The 13839-nt window shown below is 65.1% G+C and carries 14 protein-coding genes and 1 pseudogene; 2 read left to right on the top strand and 13 right to left on the bottom strand.

What is annotated here, in order from left to right:
* Positions 1–6 precede the first annotated feature (6 nt).
* From nuoG to MMG94_RS00155, 12 genes and pseudogenes are all read right to left on the bottom strand, one after another.
* Positions 7–2067 carry an NADH-quinone oxidoreductase subunit NuoG gene (gene nuoG / locus MMG94_RS00210; protein WP_016918453.1) on the bottom strand — a complete coding sequence of 687 codons (2061 nt, stop codon included), beginning with the start codon at positions 2065–2067 and terminating at the stop codon, positions 7–9.
* A gap of 36 nt (positions 2068–2103) precedes the next feature.
* On the bottom strand, positions 2104–3408 hold the full coding sequence (nuoF, locus tag MMG94_RS00205; RefSeq protein WP_016918452.1) for an NADH-quinone oxidoreductase subunit NuoF: 1305 nt from the start codon (positions 3406–3408) through the stop codon (positions 2104–2106).
* Positions 3409–3426: 18 nt separating this feature from the next.
* On the bottom strand, positions 3427–4035 hold the full coding sequence (gene nuoE, locus MMG94_RS00200; protein WP_016918451.1) for an NADH-quinone oxidoreductase subunit NuoE: 609 nt from the start codon (positions 4033–4035) through the stop codon (positions 3427–3429).
* A 4-nt stretch (positions 4036–4039) separates the two neighbouring features.
* Positions 4040–4462 carry an endonuclease domain-containing protein gene (locus tag MMG94_RS00195; RefSeq protein WP_016918450.1) on the bottom strand — a complete coding sequence of 141 codons (423 nt, stop codon included), beginning with the start codon at positions 4460–4462 and terminating at the stop codon, positions 4040–4042.
* A gap of 134 nt (positions 4463–4596) precedes the next feature.
* Complete coding sequence (locus MMG94_RS00190) at positions 4597–5817, bottom strand: NADH-quinone oxidoreductase subunit D (RefSeq protein WP_016918449.1); 1221 nt, start codon at positions 5815–5817, stop codon at positions 4597–4599.
* Positions 5810–6177, bottom strand: a pseudogene (locus MMG94_RS00185) (four helix bundle protein). The gene MMG94_RS00190 and the pseudogene MMG94_RS00185 overlap by 8 nt, the downstream one beginning before the upstream one ends.
* A 96-nt stretch (positions 6178–6273) precedes the next feature.
* Positions 6274–6882, bottom strand: coding sequence for an NADH-quinone oxidoreductase subunit C (locus MMG94_RS00180; protein ID WP_016918448.1), 609 nt, complete (start codon positions 6880–6882; stop codon positions 6274–6276).
* A gap of 101 nt (positions 6883–6983) precedes the next feature.
* Positions 6984–7547 (bottom strand): NuoB/complex I 20 kDa subunit family protein, encoded by a 564-nt coding sequence (locus tag MMG94_RS00175; protein ID WP_016918447.1) that lies wholly within the window; start codon positions 7545–7547, stop codon positions 6984–6986.
* A complete protein-coding gene (locus tag MMG94_RS00170; RefSeq protein ID WP_016918446.1) occupies positions 7547–7912 on the bottom strand; it encodes an NADH-quinone oxidoreductase subunit A in 366 nt (121 codons plus the stop codon). The genes MMG94_RS00175 and MMG94_RS00170 overlap by 1 nt, the downstream gene beginning before the upstream one ends.
* 174 nt (positions 7913–8086) lie before the next feature.
* On the bottom strand, positions 8087–8911 hold the full coding sequence (locus tag MMG94_RS00165) for an ATP12 family chaperone protein (protein ID WP_016918445.1): 825 nt from the start codon (positions 8909–8911) through the stop codon (positions 8087–8089).
* A gap of 5 nt (positions 8912–8916) precedes the next feature.
* Complete coding sequence (locus tag MMG94_RS00160) at positions 8917–9171, bottom strand: hypothetical protein (protein ID WP_016918444.1); 255 nt, start codon at positions 9169–9171, stop codon at positions 8917–8919.
* Entirely contained in the window at positions 9168–10226 is a 1059-nt protein-coding gene (locus MMG94_RS00155) for an RluA family pseudouridine synthase (protein ID WP_016918443.1), read from the bottom strand. The genes MMG94_RS00160 and MMG94_RS00155 overlap by 4 nt, the downstream gene beginning before the upstream one ends.
* 276 nt (positions 10227–10502) lie before the next feature.
* Here MMG94_RS00155 and MMG94_RS00150 point away from each other — a divergent pair, with 276 nt between their 5' ends.
* Entirely contained in the window at positions 10503–12278 is a 1776-nt protein-coding gene (locus tag MMG94_RS00150) for a hypothetical protein (protein ID WP_026016038.1), read from the top strand.
* Here the strand turns inward: MMG94_RS00150 and MMG94_RS00145 are convergent, their stop codons facing one another.
* A complete protein-coding gene (locus tag MMG94_RS00145; RefSeq protein WP_016918441.1) occupies positions 12279–12845 on the bottom strand; it encodes a hypothetical protein in 567 nt (188 codons plus the stop codon). It abuts the gene before it with no gap.
* 637 nt (positions 12846–13482) lie between these two features.
* Here MMG94_RS00145 and rpsO point away from each other — a divergent pair.
* A complete protein-coding gene (rpsO, locus tag MMG94_RS00140) occupies positions 13483–13752 on the top strand; it encodes a 30S ribosomal protein S15 (RefSeq protein ID WP_016918439.1) in 270 nt (89 codons plus the stop codon).
* The last annotated feature ends 87 nt before the right edge of the window (positions 13753–13839 follow it).

Raw genomic sequence — 13839 nt, 5'->3', positions numbered from 1 at the left:
TTGCTCCTATTCCGCCGCCTGGGCCAGCTTGCCCTGCGCGAGGGCCGAGCATTCCGCCATGACCGCCGAGGCGCGCGCGATCGGATTGGTGAGGTAGAAATCAGCGATCGCGGAGACGAAGGGGTCCTTCATCGCGACCGCAGAATGGCCGGCGAGCTTGGCGATGTCCGCCGCCTCCCCCGCTTCGATCTGATCGATACGGGCGAAATGCGGATGCGCCTCGACGAGCTTCTTGCGCAATTCGGTGAGCGAGTCGAAAGGCAGCGCCTGCCCGATAACGGCCGACAGCGCGCGCAGGATCGCCCAATCTTCGCGAGCCTCGCCCGGCGGAAAGACGACGCGCGACGCGAGCTGCACGCGGCCTTCCGTATTGACGTAAAGGCCCGATTTCTCGGTATAGGCCGCGCCCGGCAGGATCACGTCGGCGCGATGCGCCCCGCGATCGCCATGCGTGCCGATATAGACGACGAAGGCGCCCGGCTCGATCGCGATTTCATCCGCGCCAAGCAGGAAAAGCAGGTCCAAGGCGCCGGCCTTCGCCATCCGCTGCGCGTCGAGTCCGCCTTGCGCCGGCGTGAAGCCGATATCCAGCGCGCCCACGCGGGACGCCGCCGTATGCAGCATCGAAAAGCCGTTCCAGCCGTCGGAGACGCCGCCGAGCTTCTGCGCCGCCTGGGCTGCGAGCGCCAGAACGGCGTCGCCGTCCGGACGCGACAGCGCGCCCTGCCCGACGATCACCAGCAGCTTGCCGGCCGGCTTTCCCGTCTGGATGAAATGCAGGAGCGAATCCGGGCCCGCGCCGAGATAGTCGTAGTCATAGGTCAAATCGGCCTTTTCGCCGATTAGCGAGACCTTGAAGCCGCCCTTGAGCCAGCGCTTGCGAATGCGGGCGTTGAGGACCGGCGACTCCTTGCGCGGATTGGAGCCGATGATGAGCAGCGAATCCGCCTGCTCGACGCCCGCGACCGTCGCGTTGAAGAGATAGGAGGCGCGGCCGAATTTTTGATCGAGCCTCGCGCCGTCCTGACGGCAATCGAGATTGGGCGAGCCGATATGCTGCAGCAGAAGCTTCAGCGCGAAGATTTCTTCGGCCGCGGCAAGGTCGCCGACAATGGCGCCGGCGCGCGCCGGAGCGGTCGCCTTCCGTTTGGCGGCGATGAGGTCGAAGGCCTCTTTCCACGAGGCCGGACGCAGGCGGCCGTTCTCGCGCACATAGGGGCGGTCGAGACGCTGCGTCTTGAGGCCGTCGACGACCTGGCGCGTCTTGTCGGAAATCCACTCTTCATTCACCGCGTCATTGACGCGCGGGAGAATGCGGATGACCTCGCGGCCGCGCGAATCGACGCGGATATTGGAGCCGAGCGCGTCCATGACGTCGATCGTCTCGGTCTTTTGATATTCCCACGGACGCGCCCGGAAATTCTGCGGCTTGGGCAGCAGCGCGCCGACCGGGCACAGATCCGAGACGCACCCCTGCAACTCGGACGTCATGGCCGTCTGGAGATAGGTGGTGATCTCCATATCCTCGCCGCGGCCGGTAGCGCCCATGTCGCTCGTGCCGGCGATTTCGGCGGTGAAACGGACGCAGCGCGTGCAGTGGATGCAGCGCGTCATCTCGGTCTTCACCAGCGGCCCGATATATTTATTCTCGACCGCGTGCTTGTCCTCGGAAAAACGCGAGCGGCCGGCGCCGTAAGCGAGCGCCTGATCCTGCAGGTCGCACTCGCCGCCCTGATCGCAGATCGGGCAGTCGAGCGGGTGGTTGATGAGCTGGAACTCGAGCACGCCCTCGCGCGCCCTCTTCACCATTGGCGACTTGGTCAGGACTTCCGGCGGCGCGCCGTTCGGGCCCGGACGCAGATCCCTGACGGACATGGCGCAGGAGGCGGTCGGCTTCGGCGGGCCGCCTTTCACCTCGACGAGACACATACGGCAATTGCCGGCGATCGACAGGCGCTCATGGTAGCAAAAGCGCGGCACTTCGGCGCCCGCCTCCTCGCATGCCTGAAGCAGCGTGAATTCGGCCGGCACGTCAACTTCGACGCCATCGACGAGAATTTTTGTCACTTCGCTATCTCCGAAGTCTCGACGCGCAGGTTCATCTTATTCCGCAGCCTCGCGCACGGGCTCGGGATGCGGATTGGCCGTATATTGGTCGATGCGCTGCTCGATCACCTCGCGGTAATGGGTGATGAGGCCCTGGATCGGCCAGGCCGCCGCGTCGCCGAGCGCGCAGATGGTGTGCCCTTCGATCTGCTTCGACACGTCGAAGAGCATGTCGATCTCTTTCTTATGCGCGCGGCCTTCGACCATGCGCTGCACGACGCGATACATCCAGCCCGTGCCCTCGCGGCAGGGCGTGCACTGGCCGCAGCTCTCATGCTTGTAGAAATAGGAAAGGCGGGCGATCGCGCGGATGATGTCGGTGGACTTGTCCATGACGATCACCGCGGCGGTGCCAAGACCCGAGCCGAGCTTGACGAGGCTGTCGAAATCCATCGGACAGTCGATGATCTGATGCGCGGGAACGCAGCGCACCGACGAGCCGCCCGGGATGACCGCGAGAAGATTGTCCCAGCCGCCGCGAACGCCGCCGCAATGCGCGTCGATGAGCTCGCGGAAGGAGATCGACATCGCCTCCTCCACATTGCACGGCTTGTTGACGTGGCCGGAAATCGAGAAAAGCTTCGTGCCCGTATTGTTGGGCTTGCCGATGCCGGCGAACCAGCTCGCGCTGCGACGCAGGATCGTCGGAACGACGGCGATCGACTCGACATTATTCACCGTCGTCGGGCAACCGTAGAGGCCGACATTGGCCGGGAACGGGGGCTTCAGACGCGGCATGCCCTTTTTGCCTTCGAGGCTCTCGATCAGCGCCGTCTCTTCGCCGCAAATGTAAGCGCCGGCGCCGTGATGAACGTAGAGGTCGAAAGGATAACCGTGGACGTTGTTCTTGCCGATGAGATTGGCCTCATAGGCCTCGTCCACCGCCTTCTGAAGCGCGATGCGCTCGGCGATGAATTCACCGCGCACATAAATATAACAGGCATGCGCGCCCATCGCGAAAGACGCGACCAGAGCGCCCTCGACCAGCGTATGCGGGTCGTTGCGCATGATCTCGCGGTCTTTGCAGGTGCCGGGCTCGGACTCGTCGGCGTTGATGACGAGGTAATGCGGCCGTTTCGGATCGACTTCCTTGGGCATGAAGGACCATTTGAGGCCCGTCGAGAAGCCGGCGCCGCCGCGGCCGCGAAGGCCCGAGGCCTTCACTTCCTCGATGATCTTGTCGCGGCCTCTGGCGAGCAGCGCCTTGGTGTCGGCCCACTGGCCGCGCGCGCGGGCGCCGGCGAGCGAACGGTCGCCGAGGCCATAGAGGTTCGTGAAAATGCGATCTGAATCGGAGAGCATCGTCTTCTTTCCCTCCGCTTACTTTTGACCGTAGAGCGAGGCGAGGCTGGTGAGCGCTCCCTCGGGCTCGGACGAGACGCGACCCTTCTGCGAGCCCGTCTTCACAGGACGGCCTGCGGCGAGATCGTCGAGAAGCTTCTCGAAATTCTCGGCCGTGAGGTCCTCGTAATAATCATCGTTGATCTGCACCATGGGCGCGTTGCAGCAGGCGCCGAGGCACTCGACTTCGAGCCAGGAGAACAGGCCGTCGGCCGTCACCTCGCGCTGAGGCCCGACCTTGCGCTCGAGCACCTTGATGAGGTCGTCCGAACCGCTCAACATGCAGGGCGTCGTGCCGCAGAGCTGGATGTAATATTTGCCGACCGGCTCGAGATTGAACATGGTGTAGAAGGTCGCGACCTCGAGGACGCGGATCTTCGGCATGCCGAGCAGTTCCGCGACCTTCTCGATCGCCGCCTGCGGCAGCCAGTAATTATGCTGCTTCTGCGCCTGCCACAGGGCCGGCACCACCGCCGAGGCCTGACGGCCGTCGGGATATTTGGCGATCTGCTTCTCGAGCCACGCCTTGTTGGCGTCGGTGAACTCGAAGCTCTCGGGCTGCTTTTCGGCGAGACGACGGACGGACATTATTTTAATCCACTGGCTCACTCCCTCCCCCTGCAAGGGGGAGGGTCGGGGTGGGGGTCGAGTTCGAAAGGAACGGCTGAACGGCGAGCCAGATCGTCTCTACGACGCCGTCAATATTGGTCACAACCTCGTTGTTCCAGAACCGAAGGACGCGCAGTCCTTTGCTCGACAGGAAAGCGGTGCGGCGCACATCCGCCGCCAGCCCCGCATCGAAGCCATGCTGATCGCCATCGAGTTCGACAACCAGTCGCGCCGTCGCGCAATAGAAGTCGACGAAATAGGGTCCGATGGGATGCTGCCGGCGAAACGAAACGCCGAGCTGCGCATTGGTCAGGCGGCTCCAAAGCTTCTTCTCGACGCCGGTCATGTCGCGTCGCAATTGGCGAGCGCGCTCCGTCTTGGCGCGCGTTCGGTCGAAGCGCGTCATGCTCGCCTCCCGATCCGGATGCGAACGGAGGCTGACCCCCACCCCGACCCTCCCCCTTTCAGGGGGAGGGAGAAATGCGGCAGCCGCCTGGCTCCCTCCCCTTGCAAAGGGGAGGGTTGGGGAAAGGATCAAACTCACCGATCGACCTCCCCGAAGACGATGTCGAGCGAGCCAAGGATCGCCGAGACGTCGGCGAGCATGTGGCCCTTGCACATGAAATCCATGGACGAGAGATGCGCGAAGCCCGGCGCGCGGATCTTGCAGCGATACGGCTTGTCGCCGCCATCCGAAACGAGATAGACGCCGAATTCCCCCTTGGGCGCCTCGACCGCGGCGTAGATTTCACCGGCCGGAACGTGGACGCCCTCGGTGAAGAGCTTGAAATGCTGGATGAGCGCTTCCATGGAGCGCTTCATCTCGGGGCGCGAGGGCTGCGTGATCTTGTGGTTTTGCGTCAATACCGGCCCGCGGCCGGTTTCCGACAGCAGCTTCTCGACGCACTGCTTCATGATGAAGGTCGACTGGCGCATCTCCTCCATGCGGATGACGGCGCGGTCGTAGCAGTCGCCGTTCTTTCCGACGGGAATGTCGAACGCCATCTCCTCGTAGCACTCATAAGGCTGCGCCTTGCGCAGATCCCAGGCCGCGCCGGAGCCGCGCACCATCACGCCGGAATAACCCCATTTCCACGCGTCTTCGAGCGTAATAACGCCGATGTCGACATTGCGCTGCTTGAAGATGCGGTTCTCGATGAAGAGGCCTTCGAGATCGTCGCAAACCTTGAGGAAAGGATCGCAGAAAGCGCCGATATCCTCGACGAGTTGATCCGGAAGGTCGCGGCCGACGCCGCCGGGACGAAAATAATTGGCGTGCATACGCGCGCCACAAGCGCGCTCATAGAACACCATGAGCTTCTCGCGCTCCTCATAGCCCCACAGCGGCGGGGTGAGCGCACCAACGTCCATCGCCTGCGAGGTGACGTTCAGGAGATGCGAGAGCAGACGACCGATCTCGGCGTAAAGGACGCGGATGAGCTGGGCGCGGCGCGGCGCTTCGATCCCAAGCAGGCGCTCGATCGCGAGACAGAAGGCGTGCTCCTGATTCATCGGCGCGCAATAGTCGAGCCGGTCGAAATAAGGCACGTTCTGCAGATAGGTGCGCGCCTCCATCAGCTTCTCGGTGCCGCGATGGAGAAAGCCGACATGCGGATCGACGCGCTCGACGACTTCGCCGTCGAGTTCGAGGATCAGGCGCAGAACGCCGTGAGCCGCGGGGTGCTGCGGGCCGAAATTGATGTTGAAGTTGCGCATGCCCTGGGCTTCGGGCTTGGCGGGGGCGACGGCTTGATCATTCATTGGTCGCGCTCCGCTTCGGCAGTCGGGCTTCGGCAGTCGGACTTGTTGATCGCTGGATTGATCTGATCAGGCCACGCAACATTTTTCCGATGCCTTCTGATCTGGAGAGTATCGCCTCCGCGCGCCCATCGGCGACGAAGCCAACCCTATTTGAGAGCAACACATGGTTTCGAGCTCCTTGAGGGAGCCCTGCGCCACGCGTAGGAAGTTCACATACTGGCCGGGGCTGTCACGCCCGTAACCTTCCGCGACGTTCGCGGCGATGGAAGCGGCTGCACGCCTGATCTGCGACGTCAGGCCAAAGGTTTCCTCCTTCGGGAACCCTTTGGTCAATCCGTAGCATTCAACCGCGAGATCCATTGCTTCCTTCCATACGCGTAGATCGCGATACGATCTGATGCCTTCGTCGTTTGACCGCTGAACCAACCCGCCGCCTCACGATTGCCGACTGCCGATTTACGACTGCCCTTTCGCCTTCTCATCGCCCGGAAGGTTGTACTGGACGCCCTCCCACGGCGAGAGGAAATCGAAATTGCGGTATTCCTGCTGGAGACGGACTGGTTCATAGACGACGCGCTTGCGCTCGTCGTCGTAGCGAACCTCGACATAGCCCGACATCGGGAAATCCTTGCGCAGCGGATGACCGTCGAAACCGTAATCGGTCATGATGCGGCGCAGGTCCGGATGGCCGGAGAAGATGACGCCGAAGAGGTCGTAAGTCTCGCGCTCGTACCAGTCCGCGCCGGGGAAGAGCGGGACCAGCGAGTCGACCGGCGTGTCTTCCGCGGCCGGTGTCTTGATGCGGATGCGGCGATTGTGCTTCGGCGACTGGAGATGCGCGACGACCTCGAAACGCTCTTCGCGCTCAGGATAGTCCGCCGCCGTAACGTCGACGAAATTGACGAAGAGACAGTCGGGGTCGTCGTGAAGATAAGTCGCGGTCTCGATCCAGCGCTCGCGCGCGACGGTCAGCGTGAGTTCGCCATAGGCGATCTTCACGGCCGCAATCGCGCCGGGCAAGGCGCTGCTGATCTTCGCGCCGAGAGCTTCCAGTTCAGCCGTCATTCGTCAGACCTTCTCGCGCAAAGGCGAATAGCGAATAGCGAATAGCGAATAGACCGCCGTCGATATTCTACTCGCTACTCCCCATTCGCCACTCGCTTCTCTTACCGCTCGATCGTGCCCGTGCGGCGGATTTTCTTTTGCAGCAGCAGCATGCCGTAAACCAGCGCCTCGGCCGAGGGCGGGCAGCCCGGCACATAGACGTCGACCGGAATGATGCGGTCGCAGCCGCGCACCACCGAATAGGAATAATGGTAGTAGCCGCCGCCGTTTGCGCAGGAGCCCATGGAGATGACGTAGCGGGGCTCCGGCATCTGGTCGTAGACCTTGCGCAGCGCCGGCGCCATCTTGTTGGTCAGCGTGCCGGCGATGATGATGCAGTCCGACTGGCGCGGCGACGCGCGCGGGGCGAAACCGAAGCGCTCGAGATCGTAGCGCGGCATGGCCGCCTGGATCATCTCGACCGCGCAGCAGGCAAGGCCGAAAGTCATCCACATGAGCGAGCCGGTGCGCGCCCAGTTGATGACGTCGTCCGTTGCGGTGACGAAGAAGCCCTTGTCGGCGAGCTCCTCGTTGATCTGAAGGAAGAAGGGATCGTCCGAGCCGACCGGCTTGCCGGTGCGCGGATCGATGAGGCCCTTGGGTTCGGGAGCGATCAGCGTCGTCATCAATCCCACTCCAGCGCGCCCTTGCGCCACTCATAGACAAAGCCGACGGTCAGCACGCCGAGAAACAGCATCATCGACCAGAAACCGAAGGCGCCCGCCTCCTTGAAGGCGACCGCCCAGGGGAAGAGGAATGCAACTTCCAGGTCGAACACGATGAAGAGCAGCGACACCAGATAGAAGCGCACGTCGAATTTCATGCGCGAATCGTTGAACGGATTGAAGCCGCACTCGTAAGCGGAGAGCTTTTCCGGATCCGGCGCCTTGAAGGCCAGCAGGAAGGGCGCGACGAGCAGCGCGCCAGCGATGATGGCCGAGAGCGCCATGAAGATCGCCAGCGGCATATATTGTTCGAGCAGCATCGGCATTGGGTCGTGTCCGGTCGGTCCGACTTGCGGCGGGGCGAAGGCCGCTTTTCGGGAACTCGCAGGTTGGAAAAGCTCCAGGCCGCGCGTTCCGTAACGCAGCCCCTTGTGCAAAGCAAGAGACAAGGACGGCCGGCCCGGGTTTATGCCGCGCATTCGACCCTATTTGGCGAATTATCAGGCGCCCGGGCCGCCGCTGGCGACGCTGTCGGAGACAAAGGCGGCGGCCGCCATTTCCTTGAACCGCGCCGTTCGTCGCGCCAGGGCATCGGCGTCCTCGCCCCATGCCCGCATCTGGAAGTCCTCGTCGATATGGGCGGCGCGCCAGGCAGCCTCAAGATCGATTTCATTCAACGACTTGGCGAGAGCGAGAATCACGGACCCCGTGAGCGCCGTCATGACGTGAAGGGCGGCGAGCCGGAAGGGCGCGTCCGGCCCTTCGCCCACATGGCCGCGAATGGCGGCGGCCAGCGCATCGATGGCGTCGCGAGGCTGGTCGGCGAACATCACCCCCTCGGCCAGCGTCATCCGGGCGCCGAGCTTGTCGCGCGCGAAAGCGAGGAGCGGGTCCCAGCCGGCCCTTTGCGCCGCAGCAAGGCTGTCGGGCTCCCCGGCGCGGTAGCAGATCATGTCGGACTCGGCATATCTGACCAGTTCCGCCTCGACCTCGGCCATCTGCCCGGCGACGCCGTCGATCGTCGTGTTGACGAGCTTGGTCAGCGGCATGGTCGCGGGGTCGATCTTCTCCCCCTGCGCCGCCCACTCGGCCGCCATGGCCTCGGCGAGCTCGCGGGAGGGAACGACGACGCGGCGTCGAGCCGGGGTATTGACCGGGCGGCCGTCGAGCAGGATGGAGAAGCCGCCATCGGCGTCCCCGATCGTCGCTTCCTCATAGAAGCGCCTGGGCAGCGGACGCGCCGGATCGCGCGCGGCCTTGACGGGATCGCGCTCGCTTTCGGGGACGAAGAAGTCGGCGATGAAGTCGCTACGATGGTCGGACATTCGCGTTACTCCGGAAGCCACGACACGGAGCCGCGGGCCTCCCGCTCTGCTTTACTTTCGGAATCGCACAGCGTCAGCCCGCTCGAAACCGGAACCCAATACTTGCTGTAATCGTCCAGCATCTTGGCCAGTTCGGGCTCGTAATGCGGCATGAGCGCCTCTTCCTCATAGGTGAACAACCCGTCCAGGCGCTGGTAAATAACAAGCCGGCGCTCGCCGCCCCGGGCGAGAATTGTTTTGAGGATCGTGGATTCTCTCATTCCTCCGGCGCATCCTCGATCGGATCATAGTGCTTCACGTCGAAGCCGAACGTCTCCCAGCTCTTTCGCATATGGTCGGGCAGCGGCGCGGTGACGTCCAGCACGCCGCCTTTCGGGTGCGGCAGCACGAGCCGGCGCGCGAGAAGATGCAGCTTGCGCTCCAGCCCCTCCGGCATGGCCCGCAGCGGGTCGCGGCGGCGCACGTCGTCCTCGGGGCGATGGCCATATTTTGGATCGCCGAAGATCGGATGGCCGATCGCCTCGGCGTGCGCCCGCAACTGGTGCGTGCGGCCGGTCAGCGGCTTCATCGACAGCCAGGCGCATTTCGGCCCCACCTTGTCGACGATGGCGTAATAGGTCAGCGAATGCTGGGCGTCGGCGTCGCCATGCCTTGCAACCCGCATCTTTTCGAGGTCCCTGCCCCCGCCGCGGGCCTTCTCCATCCCGGCGCCTTTCGCAAGATACAGAGAAATCCGCCCTTGAGAGGGCTTCGGCACGCCCTCGACCAGCGACCAGTAGATTTTCTTGGCCTGCCGGGAGCGGAAAATCTTTCCCAGGTCAGCCGCCATGCGACGGGACTTGGCGATGAGCAGCACGCCGGACGTATCGCGATCGAGCCGGTGCACGAGCACGGGGCGCGAATCGCCTTTGGCCAGCGCCTCCAGCATGCCGTCAATGTGCCGCTTCTGGCCGGAGCCGCCCTGGGTGGCGAGGCCGAAGGGCTTGTTGAGGACCATGAGATCCTTGTCCTCGAAGAGCGTCATGTTGGCGAGCGCCTGCGCGTCCTCCGGGTTTGCGCGCTTCACGGCCGGCGCAGCCGGCGTCTCGATCTTGAGCGGCGGCACGCGGACCTTCTGGCCCTCCTCGAGCCGCGTCGAGGTCTCCACGCGCTTGCCGTCGACCCGCACCTCGCCTTTTCGGCAGATTTTGGCGAGATGGGACAGCGCGAGCGTCGGGTAGCGCCGCTTGAACCAGCGGTCGACGCGCATCCCCGCCTCGTCCTCGGTGACGGCCGTGGTGGTGACGCCCACGCCCTTCGGCTCGGGCGCGCTCATGCCGCGCTCCGCAAGCGCGTAATGTCGGAAGAAAAAGGCATGCGGCCTTATGAACCATAGCCCGCCCGCTTGTCGATGGCCGCGCCGCTCCCGTCACGGCATGGCGATGACGACGCCTTCGGCGCCCGTCGCAAGCTGCGAGCCTCGGTGCGCGCCTTTCAGGCTGATGAGCGCGCCAGAGGCGACGGCTTTACCTGGATTACGCCGCGCGGCGACCCTTCCCCCCTTCTCGCCCCTCCGTTAAACTCTCGCCCTATCATCCCGCGAGAGCCCATTATGCGCGAGCGTTCCGGCGAAGCCTTTCTCTACGACCGCGCCATTCTGGATTCGCGCATCGCCTTCGTCACAGCGAGCTTCCTTCTCGCCTATGGCTTCACGGCGCTGCTCGACCGCGTCGGCGCGCCGGAGCGTTTCGTCGCGGCGGCGCCGCCCTGGTTCACTTTGCTCGCCCTCGCCGCGATCGGCTTCCTGCTGCATTCGATGCGGGTCTCTTTCTATTATGCAGGCGCGCGCGCCGTGCCCGCCGCCTATTCCGGCTTCGCCAACGCCGCCGTCGCCGTGGCGCTTCTGCTGCCCTTCGCGACGCGGCTCGCCGGCCGTTCATGGGGGCTCGGCGTCGTTTTCGGCGCCTTTCTCGGTCTTGCCGGCGCGGCGCTCTTTCTCGGCCCGCTGCTGAGAAAATCGGGCGCCTATTCGCTGTCGAGCCTGCTGGCCGCGCGTTTTCCCGGCGCGGCTCCGCGCTTCGGGCTCATCGCGGCGGTGGCGCTTTCCTCCGGCCTCCTCGCCGTCGCGGGTTCGCAAATCGCCGTCGACGGTTTAGTCGACCTCACCGGCGCGGGGCCGGTCTTCGCGGCCTTCGCCGTTGCGGCGGCGGGACTCGTGATCGCCGGCCCCGGCGGATTGGGCGCCGCCATCTGGGCGGCGGCGGCGGCGGCGGGCGTCGCGCTTCTCGGCCTGGGCTGGCCCATCCTCGCGCTCAGCTTTCAGGGCGAGCTTCCCATCGGCCTGCTTGGCGGCCCGGGCTGGCGAGAGGCTTCGAGCCTTCTCTCCGGCTGGCGCCTCATGCCCTCGCCCATGGGTCTCGAGGTGGAGCTCGCCGCCACGCTCGCCATGGCCATGGGCGTCGGCGCGCTGGCGCCGGTCCTCGCGCCGGCCGTGACGACCGACAATGTCGGCGCCGCGCGCGCCTCCGGCGTCGCTGCCTTCGGATGGAGCGTCATTTTCGCTCTGTTCCTCGCCGCGGCGATCGCCGCCTCGGCTTTGAGCCTCGCCGCTTCCGTCTCCGGGCAGACCGCCGAACGCCTGCCGGAGCAAATCTACGCTGCGAGCGGTCGCGGGCTCGTCGCGATCTGCGACGCCCGGGCGCGCACGCCGTCCCAGGCGCAGCGCGCTTGCGCGGCCCAAAAGATCGGCCCCGGCGCGCCCTTGCGCGCGACGGACGTGCGGCCGCTCGACGGGCTTTATCTCCTTGGCGCGCTGCCTGGCGCGACGGATCTCGGCGCGGCGGCGTCCGGCCTCCTCGCCTCCGCCATCGTCGCCTTCGGCCTCGCGCTCGCCGCCATGGGCCTGCAGGCCTGCGGCGCGGCGGTGGGCAATGACGCCCTGTACCGGATGCGCGGCGAAATCGACCTCACCAGCCGACGCCTCGCCATTACGCGCCTCGCCCTCGTCGTCGTCGCGACGGCGAGCTATGTCGCGAGCGTCACGCAGATCGTGACGCCAGGGGGGCTCATCGCGCTCGCCCTCGCCATCTCGGCCGCGTGCGTCGCGCCGGCCGTCGCGCTCCTCTTCTGGGAGCGCGCGGGCGACCGAGAGGCGCTGGCGGCGCTTTTAGGCGGCGCGGCGGGGCTCATCGGCGCGCTGATCCTCGCAGGACCGGCCCGCAAGATCGAAGTCTACGGCCTTTCCGCTCTGGCCGGCGCGACGCTCGGCCTCGCGGCGGGCGTCATGTCGGCTCTCGCTTCGCCGAAGGCGAAACCGGAGGCGCAATCCTTCGTGCGCCGGCTGCTGCATGGCGACGGCGAGATCATCGCGCCCGACAAGGGCGCCTGATCACTTCAGCTCGGGTCCGGCTTTGCCGAGGACGACAGGCTTGTCCCTGCCGCAGACGAAATTCTTCGCATGCTTGTCGGCGATCTCGCGCGCAAGTTCGTTGGCGTCGGGATTGGCGCGCGCATCGACATAACCGACATGGCAAACGGTCCCCGGCGGCAGACGGGTGACGACCAGAACCCGGCCGCTCGTCGTGGGCTTGTCGATCTCGGCCGGCGTCTTGTAGTTCCAGCGCATGATCGCCGCGAAAGGCTTGCCCTCCGTAAGACGCCATTCGATGGTCCCGTCGTAGAAGTCGTTGAAGGGTCCGAGCGTTTCACCCGCCGCCGGCTCGTCTTTCGCCTTCTTCCCGAAGCTCACATACATGCGCTGATCGCCGGCCCCGAACCAGATCGGCATGCCCGCATAGCCCTTGCAGCGCCAATCGCCGTAATCCTCCACGGCGACGCCCGCGCGATGCCGGCAGTCCTTGCGAATGTCGATCTGCGCATAGGCGGATGAAATCTCCGCCGCGCAAGCGGCCGAAGCGGCGCAGCAGAGCGCCAGGCCGAGCAAGATGCGTTTCATTACAATTCTCCCAGCAGCCGGAAGACCGGGGGGAGAAATTGTCACGACGACGCCCCCGCGTCACATGCGCCGGCTCACATGGCGCGACTCGCGCGGCGGGAGGCGCGGATAAGCGAAAGGGCTGAAATCTCGGCGCCTGCCGGATTGACGCGCGCCACGCTTTCGCTAGCTTGAGCGGAGCGCGCGGGCTGCGCGCGGTTTGATTAAGGAATAGCGGGAGGCCGATCGCCTTCGAGGGCGCAGATCGGTTTTGGGGGACTTTATTGGGCGAATTTCAGTTTTCCCGACGCGTTGTGGCGCGCGCTTTGGTCCTCGCGCCCGCTTTCGCCCTCATGGGCTTCACGACCCGCGATTATGTCTATTGAGCTGCTGCCGGTTTCGTGGACGCCGAGAAACGGTGTTTGATGAGGCCGGTTGGCGGCGTCGCCTTTCCGGCAATCGTCTTTCGCGGGAAGCTTTCCCTGACCGGTATAGTGCCGCGACGCATCGCGCCCCTACCCTTTCCGCCAAAACCTGCTATAAGGCCCCCGCACGCCCGGCCCAGCCGGGCGGCGCCGCTTTGAGGCGACCTCGCTGGACGACATCCCGGCCAAGGCCGCGCCAAGCGGAAAACTTTCAAACATAAGGATAAAGACGGATGTCGATCACTGCCGAGCGCAAGCAGACGCTCATCAAGGAATACGCCACCAAATCCGACGACACCGGCTCTCCCGAGGTCCAGGTCGCGATCCTCACGGAGCGCATCGTCAACCTCACCGAGCACTTCAAGACGCATGCGAAGGACAATCACTCGCGTCGCGGTCTTCTGAAGCTCGTGTCCCAGCGCCGCCAGCTTCTCGACTACGTCAAGAAGCGGGACGAAGCCCGCTATAAGAGCCTGATCGAGCGGCTCGGCATTCGCCGCTGATACGCCTCGCGAAAGCGGCGCGCCACTGCGCCGCTTTCGCCTTTTGAGAGGGCGCGCCGCGCCCGCAACAGACCCGACGCGAACAAA

This window comes from Methylocystis parvus OBBP, from assembly GCF_027571405.1.
GTDB classification, from domain to species: domain Bacteria; phylum Pseudomonadota; class Alphaproteobacteria; order Rhizobiales; family Beijerinckiaceae; genus Methylocystis; species Methylocystis parva.
This window is presented reverse-complemented; position numbering and strand designations above follow the sequence as displayed.

What these genes read in the sequence shown, in the direction of transcription:
- MMG94_RS00155 (WP_016918443.1), bottom strand. Translation starts at nt 10,226, where the DNA reads ATGAGCGCGCCCGAGCCGAAGGGCGTGGGCGTCACCACCACGGCCGTC.
- nuoE (WP_016918451.1), bottom strand. Translation starts at nt 4,035, where the DNA reads ATGTCCGTCCGTCGTCTCGCCGAAAAGCAGCCCGAGAGCTTCGAGTTC.
- MMG94_RS00170 (WP_016918446.1), bottom strand. Translation starts at nt 7,912, where the DNA reads ATGCCGATGCTGCTCGAACAATATATGCCGCTGGCGATCTTCATGGCG.
- MMG94_RS00190 (WP_016918449.1), bottom strand. Translation starts at nt 5,817, where the DNA reads ATGAATGATCAAGCCGTCGCCCCCGCCAAGCCCGAAGCCCAGGGCATG.
- MMG94_RS00165 (WP_016918445.1), bottom strand. Translation starts at nt 8,911, where the DNA reads ATGTCCGACCATCGTAGCGACTTCATCGCCGACTTCTTCGTCCCCGAA.
- MMG94_RS00175 (WP_016918447.1), bottom strand. Translation starts at nt 7,547, where the DNA reads ATGACGACGCTGATCGCTCCCGAACCCAAGGGCCTCATCGATCCGCGC.
- MMG94_RS00150 (WP_026016038.1), top strand. Translation starts at nt 10,503, where the DNA reads ATGCGCGAGCGTTCCGGCGAAGCCTTTCTCTACGACCGCGCCATTCTG.
- nuoF (WP_016918452.1), bottom strand. Translation starts at nt 3,408, where the DNA reads ATGCTCTCCGATTCAGATCGCATTTTCACGAACCTCTATGGCCTCGGC.
- MMG94_RS00195 (WP_016918450.1), bottom strand. Translation starts at nt 4,462, where the DNA reads ATGACGCGCTTCGACCGAACGCGCGCCAAGACGGAGCGCGCTCGCCAA.
- MMG94_RS00145 (WP_016918441.1), bottom strand. Translation starts at nt 12,845, where the DNA reads ATGAAACGCATCTTGCTCGGCCTGGCGCTCTGCTGCGCCGCTTCGGCC.
- MMG94_RS00180 (WP_016918448.1), bottom strand. Translation starts at nt 6,882, where the DNA reads ATGACGGCTGAACTGGAAGCTCTCGGCGCGAAGATCAGCAGCGCCTTG.
- rpsO (WP_016918439.1), top strand. Translation starts at nt 13,483, where the DNA reads ATGTCGATCACTGCCGAGCGCAAGCAGACGCTCATCAAGGAATACGCC.
- MMG94_RS00160 (WP_016918444.1), bottom strand. Translation starts at nt 9,171, where the DNA reads ATGAGAGAATCCACGATCCTCAAAACAATTCTCGCCCGGGGCGGCGAG.